An 18,642-nucleotide genomic window follows, 5' to 3' on the forward strand; every position below is an offset into this window, starting at 1 on the left:
CCGCCATGGCACACGAGACCACCCGGCCCTCGACCCCCGCGGCACTCCGGCGGAGGTGGGACGAGCAGCGGGTCGACCAGGTACGAGACCAGCTGGAGCAGCAGGCGAAGGTCGCGCGCGGCCCGCACCGTGTCGTGTCGCCCTGGGGGGCTGCGGATGACGTTCCCGTCGACCTCCGAGGTCTCCCGGGTGGGAAGGACGGCCTGGCCGTCCACTACGTGACGCTCGGCTCGCTCGACCTCTCGCACATGAAGGGGCGGCTGCACGTCTACCAGTCCGAGCTCGCGGGGTGCACGCTGGACGGTGCGGCCCTCTCGGTGGGCAGCATCCTCGGGCGTCGGCTGGAGCGGTGCACCTTCGTGGCGGCACGGATGCCGAAGGTCAGGCTCGCCGGTACGTTCGTCGACTGCGACTTCACCGGCGCGTCGCTCCGGGGTGCGACGCTCGGGGAGAACGCGACCTTCGAACGGTGCTCCTTCGACGAGGCAGACCTCTCCGACGCGCGCCTCGTCGGTGGGCGGTTCGTCGACTGCACCTTCGGCGCGACCGTGGTCTCGCCGCTCACGTCCTTCGAACGGTGCGAGCTCCGGGGGAGCGGGCTCCCCGTCGGGGAGCTCCGGGTCGAGGGGTGCACCGTCGACGGCGAGCGGGTCGCCGACCGCTGGGACGGGCGGGTGTCCGCCGAGGAGATCGAGGACCAGTTCCTGGCGGCGTACGTAGAGGCCGCGGCTGCCGGTCGGGCAGGCGCGGTCCCGCTGGAGCCGGAGTCGCCCCTGCCGACGGACCGGGGCGACTCCGGAGGCCGCTAGCCCTGGCCGTCGACGCCCAGAACGACCTCGAACTCGAGGAGGCTCGCGCCGGAGGCCACTGACGCGGGGCGGGCGGCGGGTGCTCCGTCTGCACCGGCCGGGGGACCGGCGTGGGCGGCGCGGGCGGGGCCGTCGGCCCAGGCCTGGTAGGCCTCCTCCGTCTCCCACTTCGTGTAGACGAAGTAGCGGGTCTCGCCCTTGACCGGGCGCAGCAGCTCGAAGCCGAGGAACCCGGGGGAGTTCTCGACGGCCCCCTTACGGGCGGCGAACCGCTTCTCGAGCTCGGGGCCGGAGCCCTCGGGTACGTCGATGGCGTTGATCTTCACGACTGTCATGCGGTTCAGCGTCTCACAGGCGGCGGTGTCTCACGCAGGCCCTCGTGCTCTGGTGCCCAGGTGTCCCGTCGCCGTCTGGGGCAGGTAGGCGCTGCCCGCCGGCTCAGCTGCCTGCGGAGCCCCACGGGGCTGGCACGGCCGTCCGTGTGGTCGTGACGCGGAGGTCCGGGTCGTCGGTCCGGAGGGCTATGGACCACTGCCCTCGGTCGATGCTGGAGAAGCCTGCGTCGCGTGACCGAGGATCTCTCGACACCGCCACGACCTGGTCCGGGGTGCTGCTGACGATCTCGATCGTGAGGTCCCGGTAGGTGCCGTGCCTCGCGACCCGGAAGCACTCCAGCTGCTCGTCCGGCGCGACCGTCCGGAAGAACCGGCGCGTGCCGTGCTTCGTGAACCCGGTCGGGGTGAACCCGGGGGTCTGGTGCCCGGTCCAGAGCGCCCACGTGCTCCCTCGGTGGCCCAGCGGGTAGTCGACGCCGTCGAGACGTGCGTAGAGGCCTGGCGCGAGCTCGGGGGCGGTGCCGGTCTCGGGGGACCGTCGCTGACGCCGACCCACGCTCACCAGCCTGCTCTCTGGTCGAGAGCGACACCCTGGGGGGTCTGGAACATCGCGCTCAGGCTCCGGGCGGCACAGGTGAACGAGACCCGCGCACCAGACGCCAGGTCCCAGGTCGCCGACGTGGAGTCCTCGCGCCGTCGCATCGTCGGTGCGCCCCATGCGACCTCACGGGCACGCACGAGGAGGGCGAAGGTGTCGCCGAGGAAGGCGGTGGACTCCGCTGTGACCGGCCGGACCACGTCCGAGGTCCGCAGGCTGAGGTGGCTCAGGTCCCCGCGAGACCCGATGGTCGAGACGTCGGGCACGGTCAGCCCAGAGACGGTGTTGATGAGGTACGGGGTGCCGTCCTCGACCTCGACCGTCCAGCCGAGCTGCTCGACGGCGGAGCGGTGCACCTCGTCGCGCGTCTGCGGCCACGGCTGAGCCGCCCAGAAGTCCATGAGGTCGCAGACCTCTGCGGGGCTCATGGCCTTCCACGAGGGCGCAGCGGGCACAGCGGAGGTCTCAGGAGCCTGCCGCTCGTCCGGACCGATGCCGAGGGTGGGGAGCCGGAGTGCACGGTCGCCCCGGTCCATGCGCTCGACACGGTCGGTGGACCAGGTCTCCCCGGGCGGGATCATCTCCGGCTCGCGCCACGCCCGGTACCCGAGGTCGTCCGGGCTCGTGAGGCCGTACGCGTACCGCAGGGCTCTGGCGCACTGCCGTGCCACCCCGTGATGCTCGGTGGTGAGTGCGGGGATGGGGAGCGTGGCCGTCCAGCTCGGCTGTGCGACGCCCGGTGGGGTCCACCCTGCGGCGTCCAGGACGGTCTCGTCCGCGTCCGCGACGACGTCGGTCCCCGGTGCCTCGGCGTCGACCCGTTCGGGGCCCCCGGCGAGCTGGACGTACCGGACCGGCTCAGCGGTGGAGAAGATGATGAGGAAGACCCGTTCGGTCACGTTCCGCAGGGTCGTGGCCAGGCGCTCCTCGAAGTCGTCCCAGTCGGACATCACCCATCACCCAGCTCTCGTCGAGACGCAGCGCCCTGCGGGGCCCGCGCCGGAGGAGCCGCCGCGTGGGGTCGAGGATACAGATCGGCCCTCCGGGCATCTCGAGGGGGGGCGCTCACCTGCGAGAGGTTCGCATCGCGAGACCTGAGTCCCGACACGTGGGACTGCGTCTAGACTCTGGACCATGACGAGGAACATCGAGCTGGCAGTGGTGGCAGGCGACGGCATCGGGATCGAGGTCGTGGAGCAGGGCCTCGCCGTGCTCGACGCGGCGCTCGCGGGGACGGGGACCACGGTCAGCCCGACCCCCTTCGACCTGGGCGCCCAGCGCTGGCACCGGACCGGTGAGACCCTCACCGACGAGGACCTCGCCTCGATCCGCACCCACGACGCGATCCTGCTCGGCGCCATCGGCGACCCGTCGGTCCCGTCGGGCGTCCTCGAGCGTGGTCTCCTGCTCAAGCTGCGCTTCGCCCTCGACCACTACGTCAACCTGCGCCCCGGCAAGCTGTACCAGGGTGTGAAGTCCCCGCTCGCCGAGCCGGGCGAGATCGACTTCGTCGTGGTCCGTGAGGGCACCGAGGGCCCGTACGTCGGCAACGGCGGCGCGATCCGGGTCGGCACGCCCCACGAGGTCGCCAACGAGGTCTCGGTCAACACCGCCTTCGGCGTCGAGCGCGTCGTCCGCGACGCCTTCGCCCGTGCCCAGGCCCGCCCGCGCAAGCACCTGACGCTCGTGCACAAGCACAACGTCCTGGTGCACGCCGGCCACCTGTGGCGCCGCACGGTCGAGGCCGTGAACGCCGACTTCCCGGACGTCACGACGGACTACCTGCACGTCGACGCCGCCACCATCTTCCTCACGACGAACCCGTCGCGATTCGACGTCATCGTCACCGACAACCTGTTCGGCGACATCCTGACGGACCAGGCCGCCGCGATCACCGGCGGCATCGGCCTCGCGGCCTCGGCGAACATCAACCCGGACCGCACCGCACCCTCCATGTTCGAGCCCGTCCACGGGTCTGCGCCCGACATCGCCGGGCAGGGCAAGGCCGACCCCACGGCCACCGTCCTCTCGGTCGCGATGCTCCTCGACCACCTCGGCCTGACCGACGAGTCCCGTCGCGTCGAGGCCGCCGTCGCCGCGGACCTCGCCGAGCGCGGCACCCGAGTACGGTCGACGGCCGAGGTGGGCGCCGAGCTCGCTGACCGCGTGCGCGGCTGACTCTCGACACACCTCGGTCGTCTTCACCGGACTGCTCCACCGGGCGCGCGTCGCCGGACGCCGTCCTCGCAGACCCGGCGCGACTTCCCACGCCGTTGCCCCACCACGGGGCGCGGCGTGGGAAACTCGTCTGGTCGCCAGGTGAAAGGCCTACCACCATGAGTTCCACGCTCGACCACACGTCCGACGCCGCAGCCCGCGCCGCGTCGTTCGACATCCGCCCCTCCGACGCCCCGCTGCCCGACGCGGAGCGCGAGGCGCTCCTCGCCGAGCCGAAGTTCGGCACCGTCTTCTCCGACCACATGGCCAGGGTCACCTGGACCGCCGGGACGGGGTGGGCCGACCACCGCGTCGAGAAGTACGGCCCCCTCCAGATGGACCCTGCGAGCGCCGTCCTCCACTACGCGCAGGAGATCTTCGAGGGCCTCAAGGCCTACCGTCACGCCGACGGGTCGGTCTGGACCTTCCGCCCCGAGGCCAACGCGGCCCGCTTCGCACGGTCCGCGCGCCGCCTCGCGCTGCCCGAGCTCCCCGAGGAGGACTTCCTCGGTGCGATCACCGCGCTGGTGCGCGCCGACGCCGCCTGGGTGCCCTCGGGCGCCGAGGCCAGCCTCTACCTGCGTCCGTTCATGTACGGCTCCGAGGCGTTCCTCGGCGTCCGGCCGTCGCTCGAGGCCGAGTTCCTCGTCATCGCGTCCCCGGTCGGCCCGTACTTCGCGGGCGGCGTGAAGCCCGTGTCGATCTGGGTCTCCCAGGACATGCACCGCGCAGGGGCCGGCGGCACCGGCGACGCCAAGTGCGGCGGCAACTACGCGGCGAGCCTCAAGCCGCAGATCGAGGCCTTCGAGCACGGCTTCGAGCAGGTGCTCTTCCTCGACGCGTCGACCAACACGGCCATCGAGGAGCTCGGCGGCATGAACGTGTTCTTCGTCCGCGCCGACGGCTCGGTCGAGACCCCGGAGCTCTCCGGCTCGATCCTCGAGGGCGTCACGCGCATGTCGATCATCCAGCTGCTCAAGGACCGTGGGCACGAGGTCGTCGAGCGTCGCATCCTGCTCACCGAGGTCCAGGAGGGTCTGGCCGACGGCTCGATCGTGGAGGCCTTCGCGTGCGGGACCGCGGCTGTCGTCACGCCGATCGGTCGCCTGGCCGGCACCGAGTTCGACGCGACCATCTCGGGCGGCGGCCCGGGGGAGCTCACGCTGTCGATCCGTGACGAGCTCACCGGCATCCAGACCGGACGGGTCGCCGACCCGCACGGGTGGATGACCCGCCTCGTCTGAGCGGTCCGGCACCTCGACCAGGCATCCTGCCCGGTGACGCGCGAGCGTCGCCGGGCAGCGTGCTGTCCGGGTGCTCGGTGCGGGACGTCGGGTGCCGCGGCCGCACCGCGGACACAGAGTTGACTCCGGGCGCAGACGTGGCATCATGTGAGGCGTGACACACCACGTCAGCACTGCGCTCCTCATCGTGTAGCGCGTCCGGTTCCTTCCTCCGGACGCGCAGACCTCCCGTACCCCGGGGGGTTTTTTGTTTGTCCGGCACACCCCGCCGGGCAGCGAGCGCGGCGGAGGGGAGGGGCACCATCTTCACAGCACGAGAACTGTCTCCCCCAGAGAAGAGCCGACGAGTGACCTTCCACGTGTACGACACCACCCTGCGCGACGGCGCCCAGCAGGAGGGCATGAACCTCACTGTCTCGGACAAGCTGGCGATCGCGCCCCTGCTCGACGAGCTCGGGGTGGGGTTCATCGAGGGTGGGTGGCCCGGTGCGGTCCCCAAGGACACCGACTTCTTCGCGCGGGCCCAGAAGGAGCTGACGCTCCGCAACGCCGTGCTCGCAGCCTTCGGCGCGACCCGCAAGGTGGGCCTGCGGGCCAGCGAGGACCCGCAGGTGCTCGCGCTGCTCGCCTCGCAGGCACCCGTCATCACCCTCGTGTCGAAGTTCGACGTCCGGCACGTCGAGCGGGCGCTGCGCACGACGCCCGAGGAGAACCTCGCGATGATCACCGACACGGTGTCGTTCCTCGTCGCCGAGGGCCGGCGCGTGGTCGTCGACGCGGAGCACTTCTTCGACGGCTACCGGTACGACCCCGAGTACTCGCGCCGTGCCGCGCTGACGGCCTTCGAGGCCGGCGCCGAGGTCGTCGCGCTCTGCGACACGAACGGCGGGATGCTCCCCCACTGGGTGGGCGAGATCGTCGCGGAGGTCCGCGAGACCGTCGGTGAGGGGCCGGTCCTCGGGATGCACGCCCACAACGACACCGGCTGCGCCGTCGCGAACTCGCTCGCTGCGGTCGACGCGGGAGCGTCGCACGTCCAGGGCACCGTCAACGGCTACGGGGAGCGCACCGGCAACGCCGACCTCATCACCGTGGTCGCGAACCTCGAGCTCAAGGGCGGACGCACGCTCCTCGCCGGTGACGGTCTCGCCGAGTCCAGCAGGCTCGCGCACGCCATCAGCGAGATCACCAACATCTCGCCCTACGCCCGCCAGCCCTACGTCGGGGCGAGCGCCTTCGCGCACAAGGCCGGCCTGCACGCGAGCGCCATCAAGGTCGACCCCGACCTGTACCAGCACATCGACCCGACGCTCGTCGGCAACGACATGCGCATGCTCATCTCCGAGATGGCCGGGCGCGCCTCGATCGAGCTCAAGGGCAAAGAGCTCGGCTTCGACCTCGCCGGGCAGGGCGAGGTGCTCACGCGGGTGACCACCCGCGTCAAGGAGGCGGAGGCCAACGGCTACACCTACGACGCGGCCGACGCGTCCTTCGAGCTGCTGCTCACCGAGGAGGTCCGAGGGGAGCGCCCGCAGTACTTCACGGTCGAGAGCTGGCGGACCATCGTGGAGCGCACCGGGAGCCGGGGGACGGTCCCGACGGCCGAGGCGACCGTCAAGCTGCACGCCGGCGGCGAGCGCCACGTGGTCACGGGGGAGGGCAACGGGCCGGTCAACGCCCTCGACCACGCGCTGCGCCTCGCGCTCGCGACCGTGTACCCCGAGATCGCGCACTTCGAGCTCATCGACTTCAAGGTGCGCATCCTCGACCAGATGCACGGCACGGACGCCGTGACCCGCGTGCTCATCGAGACGACGGACGGCCAGAAGAGCTGGTCGACGGTGGGCGTCGGCGCGAACCTCCTCGAGGCCTCCTGGGAGGCGCTGACCGACTCGGCGATCTACGGCCTCGTCCACGCCGGCGTCGACCCTCGCTGAGCGGTCAGACCGGCCCGGAGCGGCTGGCTGGGGACCTGCGGCCGGGTTGGGCATAGGCTGACGGTGTGAGAGGCGAATACAAGGTCCCAGGTGGCAAGCTCGTAGCGATCGACCTCGAGGTCGAGGAGGGTCGGCTGGCGCGCGTCGCGGTCAGCGGCGACTTCTTCCTCGAGCCCGACACGGCGCTCGCCGACATCGACCGAGCGCTCGAGGGCATGCCCGTCGACGCGTCGGTCGCGGCGCTCGCGGAGTCGATCACCCGCACGCTCGACCCGACCGCGGTGCTCGTGGGCTTCAGCCCCGAGGCCGTGGCGATCGCGGCGCGCCGGGCGCTCGGCCGCGCGACCGGGTGGCACGACCACACCTTCGAGATCGTCCACGACGGCCCGCAGGCCCCCGAGATGCACATGGCGCTCGACCAGGCCATCTCCGAGTCGGTCGACGCCGGTCTGCGCCCGCCGACGCTGCGCATCTGGGAGTGGGGCGCCCCCGCCGTCGTCATCGGCTCGTTCCAATCGCTCAAGAACGAGGTCGACCCCGAGGGTGCCGACAAGCACGGCATCACCGTCGTGCGTCGTGTGTCCGGCGGTGGCGCGATGTTCATCGAGCCCGGCAACACCATCACGTACTCGCTCACCGTCCCGAGCTCGCTCGTCGAGGGCCTGAGCTTCGAGAAGTCCTACGCCTTCCTCGACGACTGGGTGCTCGGTGCCCTCGCCGAGCTCGGCGTCGCCGCGACGTACCAGCCGCTCAACGACATCGCGTCGCCCGCCGGGAAGATCGCCGGTGCCGCGCAGAAGCGGTTCGTCGGGGGAGCGGTGCTCCACCACGTGACCATGGCCTACGACATCGACGCGGACAAGATGGTCGAGGTGCTGCGCATCGGTCGCGAGAAGATGAGCGACAAGGGCACCAAGAGCGCCAACAAGCGCGTCGACCCCGTGCGCTCCCAGACGGGCATGTCCCGCGCCGAGGTCATCGAGTCCTTCAAGGCGCACTTCCGCGGCCGCTACGAGACCGTCGAGGGCACCGTGACCGAGGCCGAGTGGGCCCGCGCCCGCGAGCTCGTCGAGACCAAGTTCTCGACCCCCGAGTGGACCGCCCGCGTCCCCTGACCGACCACCCGCCACGATGACCGGGGCGCGACGGCGAGGTACTCCCCGGAGTACCTCGCCGTCGCGCCCCGTCCCTCGTCGTGAGGGGTGGTGGTCAGGAGCGGCGGTCGATGACGGCGACCGACACGACGAGCAGGACGAGCTGGGTCCAGAGCAGGATCGCCATGACGGCGTCGACCGGGGCGCCGAGGCCGGTGGCGACCGCGGCGGCTCCGCAGAGGGGCAGCGCGGCCGTCCCGAGGATCGAGGTCGACCGGCGCCAGACGGAGCGGTCGCGCTCGTCGGCCAACCCGGCGGCGATGCGGTCGCCGGCCTTGGCCTTGTCTGGCCGGCGGAGCGCCCGCCAGATGGCGAGCAGGCCGAGGGCCGCCCCGACGGCACCGCCCTGGAGCACGCCCTTGGCCATGCTCTGCGCGGTGTCGGAGTCGTTCGATCGCAGGAGCATCCAGATCGACACGACGGCGACGATCGCACCGAGCGCGGCGAGGGAGAGGTACAGGGCCGTCTTGGATCGGGTGGTCTCAGGCGTCGACATGGAAGATCTCCTCGACTGTCGTGGTGAAGTGGCGGGCGATGGCGATCGCGAGGGGGAGGGACGGGTCGTACTTCCCGGTCTCGATCGAGTTGATGGTCTGGCGCGAGACACCGAGCACGGTGCCGAGCGCGGCCTGGGACAGGCCGGCGGCCTCACGCAGGGCGCGGACGTCGTTGAGCACGGATCTCCTCGGTGGTCTGGGCCGGGTCTGCTGGGTGCGTGCCGGCTCTGATCGACTGTCAAGGGTGCTTGACTCATGTCAAGCATGCTTGGCGCCCGAACGCGTGTCAAGCACCCTTGACATGCGGACGTGCGAGAGCCCCTGACGGTGGGGTCACCGTCAGGGGCTCTGCGTGGTCCTGCGCTGGCGTCGGACCGGGGTCTACTTCCTGCCCTTCTCGACCCGCCAGAGGCGAGCCGACCCGAGTCCGGCCTTACCGACAGGACGGCCAGCGGTCCTGCTGCTGCGAGGTCAGCGACCGGCGAGCATCTCCTCGACGGTCTCCCGCGGCTCGGTCATCGCCACGAAGTCCACGCGGGTGTCCTCGAACTGCTCCTCGCCGTCCGTGAACATCTTCTCGGTGAGCGGGCCTGCGGCGTCCTCGTTGACGACGACGGTCACCCACACCGCGTAGTCCGACGGGGCGTCCGCCGGGACGGTCTCGCGGACCGACGGGCTCGCGAGCGACGCGATGGTCAGCTCGACGAGGCGTCGCAGGTCCACCTGCGTCTGGGCGTCCGCGCCCGTCTCGCCGAGCAGCACGATCTCGGTGCGCAGGCGCTCGTTCTCCTCGTCCCACACGAACACGGCGGGCACCAGGCCCTCGCTCGGCTCAGGACCGCGCACCACGGGCGCCACCGGCGCCGCGACGGCCTTCGGGGCAGCCTTCGCGGGCTCCTCCTCGACGACGACGGGCAGCGGCTGCTCGACGACCGACAGCGGGATCGAGCGACCGAGGCGCTCCTGCAGGATCTCCACGTTGCGCTTGGCCAGCGGGCCCAGCGGGGTGGTCGCGTCGACCTGGATCTGGACGCCCGCGCCCGAGGTGCCCTCGGGGATGCTGTGGCCGAAGTCGCCCGCCTGGACCGCGCGCACCACGGCGACGATCGCGTCGGACAGGGTGTCGGCGACCAGGCTCGCGTCCGGGCTGCTCGAGTCGAACGGCAGGTGCACGACGACGCTGTTCTCCTCGGCCGCCCACACCTCCGTGACACCAGGGGGCAGTGCAGCGGCAGCGGGCTTGCGGGAGAAGGGCATCTTCATGCCCTGACCTTATCCGGCCACGCCCGTCGGCTCAGCACCGGGGCGCCAGCTCTCAGCACCAGGGCGCGACTGCACGTGAGGTCAGCGAGCCCCGAAGACCGCGGAGCCGACGCGCACGAGCGTCGCCCCCTCGGCGACGGCCCACTCGAGGTCCTGCGACATGCCCATCGACAGCTCGGTGGCAGCCGAGGTCCCCGGCGCCCCCGACCCGAGGACCTCGTCGCGGAGCTCACGCAGCCTCGCGAAGCCTGCGCGGACCAGGCGCTCGTCCGACGACCGTGCCCCGATCGTCATGAACCCGGAGAGACGGAGACCGTCGACCTCGGCGACCGCGAGCGCGAGCTCGACCGCCGCCTCGGGGGAGACCCCGGCCTTGGACTCCTCGCCCGAGACGTTCACCTGCACGTAGACGTCGAGCGGGATGTCCGTGCTCCCGTCACCTGCCTCTGCGGCCGCTGTGAGCACCCGGCTGCCGATCTTCTCGGCGAGGGCGATGGAGTCGACGGTCTCGACGCAGGCCTGGCGGTGCTGGGCGAGCGCGCGCAGGGCGTGGTTGACCTTGTTGGACTGCAGGGCGCCGATGAGGTGCACGGTCAGGGCGAGGTCTGCCAGCGCCGGTGCCTTCGCGGTGAGCTCCTGCACCCGGTTCTCGCCGACGAGGACCTCGCCGGGGCGGCCTGCTGCGCGGTCGGCGAGCACGGCGGCGCGGACGTCGTCGGCGTCCTGCGTCTTGGTGGCGAGCAGCAGCCGGACCTTGTCGTCGCTGCCGTCGCTGCCGTCGCGGTCGTCGCGCCCGGCGGAGGTGCGTGCTCGCTCGATGCGGTCGTGCACGCGGGCGAGTGCGTCTGCGAAGGACGGCGTGGGCGTCGGGTCGCTCGGGGCGGTCGGGGGCATGGACAGCATCGTAGTTCTCACGTTCGTGCGACAGACTGTCCCGGTGGACCAGGGGCACAGCGAACGCGAGCAGACCGCAGCGCCGACGGCCGGCGGTCGTCCCGGCGCGCCCGAGAGCGACGGGCGGGACGACCAGCAGGCCGCGCCACACGGCGAGCCCGGCGGCGACGTGCGGTCTGCGTCGCCCGAGAGCAGCCGCGTCGCGTCGGCGCTGAGGGCCGCCGTCCGCGGCCCCGTCGTGCACTGGCCGGTCACGGTGCTGACCCTCGTCGCCTTCCTCGCCTACCTCACGCTGTCGCTGGCCCGGTGGTACCGCTGGGAGAACCCGTCGTGGGACAACGCGATCTTCGAGCAGGCCATCGCTGGCTACGCGCGGCTGGGCGCCCCGATCGTGCCGATCAAGGGCCCTGACTTCAACCAGCTGGGGGACCACTTCTCGCCGCTGCTCGTGGTGATCGCGCCGTTCTACCGGGTGTTCCCGTCGCCGGTGACCCTGCTGGTGGCGCAGTGCGTGCTCGTCGCGGTGTCCGTCGTGCCGATCGCGCTCGTCGCGCGCCGACTGCTCGGTGCCTGGCCCGGCCTCGCGGTCGGCTTCGCCTACGCCTTCGCGTGGGGGATCCAGTCGGCGGTCGACGTGCAGTTCCACGAGTACGCGCTCGCGGTCCCGCTGCTGGCCTTCGGGATGGCGGCCTTCCTCACCGAGCGGTGGCGGGCGAGCGCCGTCTGGGTGGTCCTGCTGCTGGGGGTCAAGGAGGACCTCGGCCTGACGGTCGCGGCCTTCGGCGTCGTGCTGTGGCTGCGCGGGCAGCGGCGGCTGGGCACGGCCGTCGCTGCGGTAGGCGCGGCCGGCTTCGTGCTGGTGCTCACGGTGATCGTCCCCTTCTTCAACCCGCAGGGCCGCTACGACTACTGGGGCAAGCTCAGCGAGGACGGGTCGGCCGCCGGGTCGGGTGGGGCGGTCTCCGGTCTGCTCGACACCCTCACGGGGCTGCTGACGCCCGCCGTGAAGATCGAGACCCTCGTGATGCTGCTCGTCATCACCGCGCTGGTGGCGCTGCGGTCGCCGCTCGTGCTCGTGGCCGTCCCGACCCTCGTGTGGCGCTACGCCGGGTCGACGGAGTTCTACTGGGGGACGACGTGGCACTACTCCGTCATCCTCATGCCCATCCTCTTCGCGGCGGCGATCGACGGCATCGTGCGGCTGCGTGCGTCGAGGTCGGACCTGCTCCGCACCTACGCGCGGCTGGCCCCTGCCGCGATGGCGGTGGTCGCCGCGGTGCTCGTCACGCAGTTCCCGCTGCGTGACCTGTGGTCGCCCGCCACGTACGAGCGCAGCGAGCGTGTCGCGTCGGCCGAGCGTGCCGTCGCGGCGGTGCCGGCCGGGGCGAGCGTCGCGAGCGACCGCGGGCTCATCGTCCAGCTGGCCACGGACCGCGAGGTGTACTGGATCTCGACGTCACCGTCCGTGCGGCCCGACTACGTGGTGATCGACCAGCTGTCCTGGGGCGGGAACGCCCCCGTCGACGTCGAGCAGTACGCCGAGCGTGCCTTCCCGGGGACCGAGTACACCGTCGTCTTCGACGAGGCCGGGTACGTGGTGGTCGAGCGGACCGCCGGCTGAAGGGCCCTCGGCCGACGCTCGTCCGGCCCCGGGCCTAGGCTCAGACCATGAAGACGCTCCTCAACCTCATCTGGCTGGTGTTCGCCGGCTTCTGGATGGCGGTCGGCTACGCCTTCGCGGGCGTCGTCTGCTGCATCCTCATCGTGACGATCCCCTTCGGCATCGCGTCCTTCCGGATGGCCAGCTACGTGCTGTGGCCCTTCGGCCGCACGGTGGTGGACCACCCCGGGGCGGGCGCGTGGTCGACCATCGGCAACATCGTCTGGCTCGTCGTGGCGGGCTGGTGGCTCGCCATCGGGCACCTGGTCACCGGCATCGCGCTGTGCGTCACCATCATCGGGATCCCCATGGGCATCGCGAGCTTCAAGCTCATCCCGATCTCCCTGCTCCCCCTGGGCAAGCAGATCGTCCCCACAGACCGCCCCTTCGCCACCTACTGACCCGCCCCCCCGCCCCGCTCTCATGCTCGTGGCGCGACCGCAGGTACCTCCGCGGGGGTCTGAGCCCTCGCGCCACGGACATGAGAGTGGGCGGTCAGGCGGGGCGTGCGGCCCTGGGTGCGGGCTTGAGGTTCAGGCTCGTGTCTCCGTCGACGGAGACCACGGTGGCGCGCGCAGCGCATCGGACGGGGTCGCTGTGCTCGGCATGGTCGATGACGTCCCGTAGCCGGCCGAGGGTGGCGGTGAGGTCGTCGATCGTGGACGCCATGCGGTCGCGCTCGCGGACGAGGAGCTCGAGGGCTCCAGGGGTCGCCTGGCCGGCGTCGACGCTGGGCAAGATCTCTGCGATCGTCCGGCTCGGCAGCCCGGCGGAGTAGAAGTGCTGGACGAGACGCACGCGGTCGACCACACCCTCCGCATAGTCTCGTTGCCCGCCGGAGGTCCTGTCAGAGGTGATGAGGCCCTGCTGCTCGTAGTACCTGAGCGACCGGACGCTCACGCCAGACCGGGCCGCGACGTCACCGATGCGCACGGGGTACCTCCTGCTCGCGGGCTTGCACCTGACACGGGTGTCAGGTCCTACGGTAGCCGGACGCGGCCGGCAGACCGTCCGCGCCGCGCCTCCGGACGAATCGAGAAGCACATGAACCTCTCAGAGCACACCGCCCTGGTCACCGGCGCCAACCGAGGGATCGGCAGCCACTTCGTGGCCGAGCTCCTCGAGCGTGGCGTCCGCAAGGTCTACGCCACAGCCCGCCAGCCTGAGCTCCTCCAGGTCCCAGGGGTCCAGGTGCTGAGGCTCGACCTGCTCGACCACGAGTCCGTCGCCGAGGCTGCCCGGGTCGCGAGCGACGTGACGCTCCTCGTCAACAACGCGGGGATCGGCACGTCCGCGCCTCTGCTGACCGGGGACCTCGCCGAGGCCCATCGCCACATGGACACGCACTTCTGGGGGACGCTCGAGGTCATCCGTGCGTTCGCGCCGGTGCTCGCCTCGAACGGCGGAGGCAGCATCGTCAACGTCCTCTCGGCGCTGTCGTGGTTCGTGTCCCCGGGCAACGGGGCGTACGCCGCCGCGAAGTCCGCCGAGTGGAGCCTGACCAACGCGGTCCGCCTGGATCTCGCGGCGCAGGGGACCTTCGTCCAGGGCGTGCACCTCGGAGCGGCGGACACCGACATGATGTCCGGCTACGACGGGCCGAAGACAGACCCGAGGGCGGTGGCGCGGGCGTCGCTCGACGGTCTGGCGGCCGGTCGGTTCGAGGTGCTGGTCGACGACACGGCGGCGATGGTCAAGGCCTCTCTCGCGGGGGACCCCGCAGACCTCTACGGTGCGATGCTCGCCGGCTGACCACTCTCGACGACGCCGGTGGCTGGGCCGGCCGGACCTCAGACGCGGGCGATGTCGGCGGTCTTGGCGCTCGTGGAGGTCACCAGGTCGGTGGGGGAGAGGCCGATGTCGAGGCCCCGGCGGCCGCCGGAGACGTAGACGGTGTCGTGGGTGAGCGCTGAGGAGTCGACGACGGTCGTGTGGGGTGAGCGCTGGCCGAGCGGGGAGATGCCGCCGACGACGTAGCCCGTCGCGCGCTCGGCGGCGGCCTTCTCCGCCATCGTCGCCTTCTTGCCGCCGACGGCATGGGCGAGCGCCTTGAGGTCGAGCGTGCGGTCGACCGGGACGACGCCGACGACGAGGTGGCCGTCGACCGAGGCCATCAGCGTCTTGAACACCTTGGCGGGCTCGACGCCGATCGCCTGCGCGGCCTCGAGGCCGTAGCCGAGGTCGCTCGACGGGTCGTGCTCGTAAGGGTGCACGGTGTGCACGACTCCGGCCTTCGCGAGGGCGACGATCGCCGGGGTGGCGCCGTGGGCGGCGTGGTCGTCCTTCTTCGCGTGCTTCGACATGCCTCCACGCTAGCCCTTCTGACCGGGGGAGACGCCCTCGGCGTCGCGGACGACGGCGAGCAGACGCATGGTGGGCGTCCCTGGTCGGTCGCAGGCCGCCCCGGCTAGGGTCGGCCCATGACTCGCAGCCGCGCCTTCGCCCAGGTCGACGTGTTCACCTCCGTGCCCTACCAGGGCAACCCCGTCGCCGTCGTGCTCGACGCCGACGGCATGACCGACGAGGAGATGGCGGCCTTCGCGCGCTGGACCAACCTCTCGGAGACCACCTTCGTGCTGCCGGCACGCGAGACCGGTGCGGACTACAGGCTGCGCATCTTCACGACGCGCGGCGAGCTGCCCTTCGCCGGGCACCCGACGCTCGGCAGCGCGCACGCGTGGCTCGAGGCCGGTGGGCGCCAGTGGGGCGTCGACGTCGTCCAGGAGTGCGAGGTGGGCCTGGTGCGCATCCGTCGCGACGGGTCCCGGCTCGCCTTCGCGGCGCCGCCGCTGCGTCGCTCGGGCCCGGTCGACGAGACGACCAGCGGGCACGTCGCGGCGGCCCTCGGGCTCGACCTCGCCGACCTGCGCGACCTCGCGTGGATCGACAACGGCCCCGGGTGGCTCGGCGTGCTGCTCGCGGACGGCGACGCCGTGCGCCGCGTGCAGCCGGACTTCGCCGTGATGAGCGAGCACGACCTCAAGCTCGGGGTCGCCGGGCTCTGGGACCGGACGTCGACGCAGGGGAAGGCCGGTGTGGCCGCCGAAGTCCGGGCCTTCATCCCCGGCGAGGGCGCCGCCGAGGACCCGGTCACCGGCAGCCTCAACGCCGGCCTCGCCCAGTGGCTCGTGCCGCTCGGGGTGCTGCCCAGCACCTACGTCGCGGGCCAGGGCTGGGCCGTCCAGCGCGACGGACGCGTCCACGTCGAGCAGGACGGCTCGGACTTCTGGGTCGGCGGCAGCACCGTCACCTGCATCCGCGGCACCGTCGAGGCCTGACCGGCGCTCGCGGCCGTCGGGCCTCGCTCCCTCGCTCCGTCGCTACATCGCCGCGACGTCGGTGACGTGGAGGACGACCTCGCCGGCCTCGTCGCTCGCGTCGAGGTCGACGGTCGCGGTGATGCCCCAGTCGTGGTCGCCGTCGGGGTCGTCGAGCACCTGGCGCACCGACCAGAACCGGGGGTTGCCGTCGACCCCCTCGGTGATGGTGAGCAGCTTGGGGGAGCGGGCCTGCGGCCCGAAGCCGATCGCGTCGTCGCCGTAGTGCTCGAACATCGGGTCGAGGGCGTCGGCCCACGCGTCGGCGTCCCAGCCGTCGGTGCCGTCGAGCGACCCGAGCGTCGAGTACGCCTCGCGGGAGGCGAGCTCGACGCGCTTGAACATCGCGTTGCGCAGCAGCACCCGGAAGGCGCGGACGTTCCCGGTGACCGGGCGGACGGGCGCCTCGACGACGGTCCCGTTGAGCGGGGTGTCGCCCGTCAGGGTGTCGGCGTCGTCGTCGACGGGGTTGGACAGCCGCTCCCACTCGTCGAGCAGGCTCGAGTCGACCCCGCGGACCAGCTCGCCGAGCCACTCGACGAGGTCCTCGACCTCCTCGGTCTTGTGCTCGGTCGACACCGTCTGGCGCAGCGTCCGGTACGCGTCGGCGAGGTAGCGCAGCACGACGCCCTCGGTGCGGTCGAGCTGGTACTTCGACACGAACTCCGCGAAGGTCATGGCGCGCTCGACCATGTCGCGGACCACGGACTTGGGTGAGAGCTCCTGGTCGGCGACCCACGGGTTGGTCTTCTTGTACGTCTCGAAGGCGGCGCCCAGCAGCTCCTCGAGGGGCTTGGGCCACGACACGTCCTCGAGGGCGGCCATGCGCTCCTCGTAGTCGTACCCCTCGGCCTTGAGGGCACCGATGGCCTCGCCGCGGGCGGCGCGCTGCTGGCCGTAGAGCACCTGGCGGGGGTCGTCGAGGGTCGCCTCGATGACGGAGACGACGTCCAGGGCGTGCGTCGGCGACTCGGGCTCGAGGAGGTCCTGGGCCGCGAGGGCGAAGGGGGAGAGCGGCTGGTTGAGCGCGAAGTCGCGTGGCAGGTCGACCGTGAGTCGCACGGTGTAGCCGCCCCTGCCGTCAGAGACCTTCTCGACGATGCCGGCCTGGCGCAGCGAGCGGTAGATGCGGAACACCTGGCGCACGTGCGCGGCCTTGTTCTGCTCGGAGTCGTGGTTGGCGGTGAGCAGGTGTCGCATGGCGCTCACCGGGTCGCCGCTGGCCTTCGTGCTGCGCGCGAGCACGTTGAGCACGAGGGCGTGGCTCACCGTGAAGTGGCTGGTGAGCGGCTCCGGGTCGGCGTCGCGCAGGCGCTCGAAGGTCTTGTCCGTCCAGTTGACCGCTCCGGCGGGAGCCTTCTTGCGGACGATCTTCTTGAGCTTCTTCGGGTCGTCGCCGGCGCGCTCGAGCAGCTTGCGGTTCTCGATGACGTGCTCGGGCGCCATGACGATGACGTCGCCCATGGTGTCGTAGCCGGCGCGCCCGGCGCGGCCCGCGATCTGGTGGAACTCGCGCGCGGTGAGGTGGCGCATGCGCTCGCCGTCGAACTTCACGACGCTCGTGAGCAGCACGGTGCGGATCGGCACGTTGATGCCGACGCCCAGGGTGTCGGTCCCGCAGACGACCTTGAGCAGGCCCTTCTGCGTGAGGCGCTCGACGACGCGGCGGTACTTGGGCAGCATCCCCGCGTGGTGCACGCCGATGCCCGCGCGCAGGTACTTGCTGAGCGACTTGCCGAAGCCCGAGGTGAAGCGGAAGTCGCCGAGCTCGGCGACGATCGCGGCCTTCTCCTCCTTGCTCGCGAGGTTGGTGCTCAGCAGCGACTGGGCACGGTCGACCGCGTCCTTCTGCGTGAAGTGCACGACGTACACCGGGGCGCGGTGCGTGTGCACGAGGTCCTCGATGACCTCGCCGAGGGGCTCGATGACGTAGCTGAAGCTCAGCGGGACCGGGCGGTCGACGCTCGTCACCTCGGCGACGGTGCGGCCCGTGCGCTCCTCGAGGTCGGTGCGGAACATCTCCGTGTCGCCGAGGGTCGCCGACATGAGCAGGAACTGCGCCTTGGGCAGCTCGAGCAGGGGCACCTGCCACGCCCAGCCGCGCTGGGGGTCGGCGTAGAAGTGGAACTCGTCCATGACCACCTGGTCGACGCCCGGGTCGTCCGCGTCGACCCCGCCGGTGCGCAGGGCGATGTTCGCGAGGATCTCGGCAGTGCAGCAGATGATCGGCGCTGTCGGGTTGACCGACGAGTCGCCGGTCATCATGCCGACGTTCTCCGAGCCGAACACCTCGACGAGGGCGAAGAACTTCTCGCTCACGAGCGCCTTGAGGGGAGCGGTGTAGAAGGACCGCTTGCCCTCGGCCATCGCCACGTAGTGCGCGCCCGTGGCCACGAGCGACTTCCCCGAACCGGTCGGGGTGCTGAGGATGACGTGCGAGCCGGAGACCAGCTCGATGAGCGCCTCCTCCTGCGCGGGGTACAGGCTCAGCCCGCGGTCCTCGGCCCACGACGCGAAGCCCTGGAAGAGCTCGTCAGGGTCCGGCGCGGCACCGCCCACGGCAGGCGGGACGTGGTCGAGGAGGCTGATCTGGTACGGCGTCGTGGAGGTCACCCGGTCTAGTCTCCCAGGTTCGTCGGGCGCGCGGGTGCCGACGGTGCGGAGCGCGGTGCGCGCCCGACCAACGGCCCAGAAGCCGCGTCGCGGATCTTCTTGAC

Annotated in this window: 19 protein-coding genes; 9 read left to right on the top strand and 10 right to left on the bottom strand. The window is 71.6% G+C overall.

Annotated features, from left to right (window positions below; genetic code table 11):
• Positions 1-5 precede the first annotated feature (5 nt).
• Positions 6-809 (top strand): pentapeptide repeat-containing protein, encoded by an 804-nt coding sequence (locus SKED_RS05255; protein WP_012866089.1) that lies wholly within the window; start codon positions 6-8, stop codon positions 807-809.
• Here SKED_RS05255 and SKED_RS05260 read toward each other — a convergent pair.
• From SKED_RS05260 to SKED_RS05270, 3 genes are all read right to left on the bottom strand, one after another.
• Complete coding sequence (locus tag SKED_RS05260; protein ID WP_042437799.1) at positions 806-1,144, bottom strand: antibiotic biosynthesis monooxygenase family protein; 339 nt, start codon at positions 1,142-1,144, stop codon at positions 806-808. The two genes, SKED_RS05255 and SKED_RS05260, sit on opposite strands and share 4 nt — an antisense overlap.
• Positions 1,145-1,247: 103 nt before the next feature.
• The gene (locus SKED_RS05265) at positions 1,248-1,700 is read right to left on the bottom strand and encodes a hypothetical protein (RefSeq protein WP_042437801.1); all 453 of its coding nucleotides are present in this window, start codon (positions 1,698-1,700) and stop codon (positions 1,248-1,250) included.
• A 2-nt stretch (positions 1,701-1,702) separates the two neighbouring features.
• The gene (locus SKED_RS05270) at positions 1,703-2,692 is read right to left on the bottom strand and encodes a DUF6301 family protein (protein WP_012866092.1); all 990 of its coding nucleotides are present in this window, start codon (positions 2,690-2,692) and stop codon (positions 1,703-1,705) included.
• A gap of 184 nt (positions 2,693-2,876) precedes the next feature.
• Here SKED_RS05270 and SKED_RS05275 point away from each other — a divergent pair, with 184 nt between their 5' ends.
• The 4 genes from SKED_RS05275 (at position 2,877) to lplAB (ending at position 8,255) form a co-directional block, all read left to right on the top strand.
• A complete protein-coding gene (locus SKED_RS05275; RefSeq protein WP_042437804.1) occupies positions 2,877-3,920 on the top strand; it encodes a 3-isopropylmalate dehydrogenase in 1,044 nt (347 codons plus the stop codon).
• Between the two features lie 158 nt (positions 3,921-4,078).
• Entirely contained in the window at positions 4,079-5,203 is a 1,125-nt protein-coding gene (locus SKED_RS05280; RefSeq protein ID WP_012866094.1) for a branched-chain amino acid aminotransferase, read from the top strand.
• Between the two features lie 347 nt (positions 5,204-5,550).
• On the top strand, positions 5,551-7,140 hold the full coding sequence (gene cimA / locus SKED_RS05285; protein WP_012866095.1) for a citramalate synthase: 1,590 nt from the start codon (positions 5,551-5,553) through the stop codon (positions 7,138-7,140).
• A gap of 65 nt (positions 7,141-7,205) precedes the next feature.
• Complete coding sequence (gene lplAB, locus SKED_RS05290) at positions 7,206-8,255, top strand: lipoate-protein ligase LplAB (RefSeq protein WP_012866096.1); 1,050 nt, start codon at positions 7,206-7,208, stop codon at positions 8,253-8,255.
• Positions 8,256-8,349: 94 nt separating this feature from the next.
• Here the strand turns inward: lplAB and SKED_RS05295 are convergent, their stop codons facing one another.
• The 4 genes from SKED_RS05295 to SKED_RS05310 form a co-directional block, all read right to left on the bottom strand.
• Positions 8,350-8,790, bottom strand: coding sequence for a hypothetical protein (locus SKED_RS05295; RefSeq protein WP_012866097.1), 441 nt, complete (start codon positions 8,788-8,790; stop codon positions 8,350-8,352).
• Positions 8,777-8,971, bottom strand: coding sequence for a helix-turn-helix transcriptional regulator (locus SKED_RS05300; protein ID WP_012866098.1), 195 nt, complete (start codon positions 8,969-8,971; stop codon positions 8,777-8,779). The genes SKED_RS05295 and SKED_RS05300 overlap by 14 nt, the downstream gene beginning before the upstream one ends.
• 291 nt (positions 8,972-9,262) lie before the next feature.
• Positions 9,263-10,054 carry a hypothetical protein gene (locus SKED_RS05305; RefSeq protein WP_012866099.1) on the bottom strand — a complete coding sequence of 264 codons (792 nt, stop codon included), beginning with the start codon at positions 10,052-10,054 and terminating at the stop codon, positions 9,263-9,265.
• Between the two features lie 81 nt (positions 10,055-10,135).
• Positions 10,136-10,957 (bottom strand): YggS family pyridoxal phosphate-dependent enzyme, encoded by an 822-nt coding sequence (locus tag SKED_RS05310; protein ID WP_012866100.1) that lies wholly within the window; start codon positions 10,955-10,957, stop codon positions 10,136-10,138.
• Between the two features lie 34 nt (positions 10,958-10,991).
• On the opposite strand from SKED_RS05310, the gene SKED_RS05315 reads away from it, so the two are divergent.
• On the top strand, positions 10,992-12,569 hold the full coding sequence (locus SKED_RS05315) for a DUF2079 domain-containing protein (protein WP_012866101.1): 1,578 nt from the start codon (positions 10,992-10,994) through the stop codon (positions 12,567-12,569).
• Positions 12,570-12,616: 47 nt separating this feature from the next.
• The gene (locus tag SKED_RS05320) at positions 12,617-13,009 is read left to right on the top strand and encodes a YccF domain-containing protein (RefSeq protein ID WP_012866102.1); all 393 of its coding nucleotides are present in this window, start codon (positions 12,617-12,619) and stop codon (positions 13,007-13,009) included.
• Positions 13,010-13,103: 94 nt separating this feature from the next.
• On the opposite strand, the gene SKED_RS05325 is transcribed toward SKED_RS05320, so the two are convergent.
• A complete protein-coding gene (locus tag SKED_RS05325) occupies positions 13,104-13,541 on the bottom strand; it encodes a MerR family transcriptional regulator (protein WP_012866103.1) in 438 nt (145 codons plus the stop codon).
• A 111-nt stretch (positions 13,542-13,652) separates the two neighbouring features.
• Here SKED_RS05325 and SKED_RS05330 point away from each other — a divergent pair, with 111 nt between their 5' ends.
• The gene (locus SKED_RS05330) at positions 13,653-14,360 is read left to right on the top strand and encodes an SDR family oxidoreductase (protein WP_012866104.1); all 708 of its coding nucleotides are present in this window, start codon (positions 13,653-13,655) and stop codon (positions 14,358-14,360) included.
• A 38-nt stretch (positions 14,361-14,398) separates the two neighbouring features.
• Here the strand turns inward: SKED_RS05330 and ybaK are convergent, their stop codons facing one another.
• Entirely contained in the window at positions 14,399-14,911 is a 513-nt protein-coding gene (gene ybaK, locus SKED_RS05335) for a Cys-tRNA(Pro) deacylase (protein WP_012866105.1), read from the bottom strand.
• 117 nt (positions 14,912-15,028) lie between these two features.
• On the opposite strand from ybaK, the gene SKED_RS05340 reads away from it, so the two are divergent.
• The gene (locus tag SKED_RS05340; RefSeq protein WP_012866106.1) at positions 15,029-15,886 is read left to right on the top strand and encodes a PhzF family phenazine biosynthesis protein; all 858 of its coding nucleotides are present in this window, start codon (positions 15,029-15,031) and stop codon (positions 15,884-15,886) included.
• A 42-nt stretch (positions 15,887-15,928) separates the two neighbouring features.
• On the opposite strand, the gene SKED_RS05345 is transcribed toward SKED_RS05340, so the two are convergent.
• Positions 15,929-18,538 carry a DEAD/DEAH box helicase gene (locus SKED_RS05345; RefSeq protein ID WP_012866107.1) on the bottom strand — a complete coding sequence of 870 codons (2,610 nt, stop codon included), beginning with the start codon at positions 18,536-18,538 and terminating at the stop codon, positions 15,929-15,931.
• Positions 18,539-18,642: the final 104 nt, after the last annotated feature.

It is taken from the genome of Sanguibacter keddieii DSM 10542 (assembly GCF_000024925.1).
GTDB lineage: Bacteria > Actinomycetota > Actinomycetes > Actinomycetales > Cellulomonadaceae > Sanguibacter > Sanguibacter keddieii.

Bases quoted from the DNA above. Each gene is read 5' to 3' on its own strand.
- SKED_RS05255 (WP_012866089.1), top strand. From the start codon at position 6: ATGGCACACGAGACCACCCGGCCCTCGACCCCCGCGGCACTCCGGCGG.
- SKED_RS05260 (WP_042437799.1), bottom strand. From the start codon at position 1,144: ATGACAGTCGTGAAGATCAACGCCATCGACGTACCCGAGGGCTCCGGC.
- SKED_RS05270 (WP_012866092.1), bottom strand. From the start codon at position 2,692: ATGTCCGACTGGGACGACTTCGAGGAGCGCCTGGCCACGACCCTGCGG.
- SKED_RS05275 (WP_042437804.1), top strand. From the start codon at position 2,877: ATGACGAGGAACATCGAGCTGGCAGTGGTGGCAGGCGACGGCATCGGG.
- SKED_RS05280 (WP_012866094.1), top strand. From the start codon at position 4,079: ATGAGTTCCACGCTCGACCACACGTCCGACGCCGCAGCCCGCGCCGCG.
- SKED_RS05295 (WP_012866097.1), bottom strand. From the start codon at position 8,790: ATGTCGACGCCTGAGACCACCCGATCCAAGACGGCCCTGTACCTCTCC.
- SKED_RS05305 (WP_012866099.1), bottom strand. From the start codon at position 10,054: ATGAAGATGCCCTTCTCCCGCAAGCCCGCTGCCGCTGCACTGCCCCCT.
- SKED_RS05310 (WP_012866100.1), bottom strand. From the start codon at position 10,957: ATGCTGTCCATGCCCCCGACCGCCCCGAGCGACCCGACGCCCACGCCG.
- SKED_RS05320 (WP_012866102.1), top strand. From the start codon at position 12,617: ATGAAGACGCTCCTCAACCTCATCTGGCTGGTGTTCGCCGGCTTCTGG.
- SKED_RS05330 (WP_012866104.1), top strand. From the start codon at position 13,653: ATGAACCTCTCAGAGCACACCGCCCTGGTCACCGGCGCCAACCGAGGG.
- ybaK (WP_012866105.1), bottom strand. From the start codon at position 14,911: ATGTCGAAGCACGCGAAGAAGGACGACCACGCCGCCCACGGCGCCACC.
- SKED_RS05340 (WP_012866106.1), top strand. From the start codon at position 15,029: ATGACTCGCAGCCGCGCCTTCGCCCAGGTCGACGTGTTCACCTCCGTG.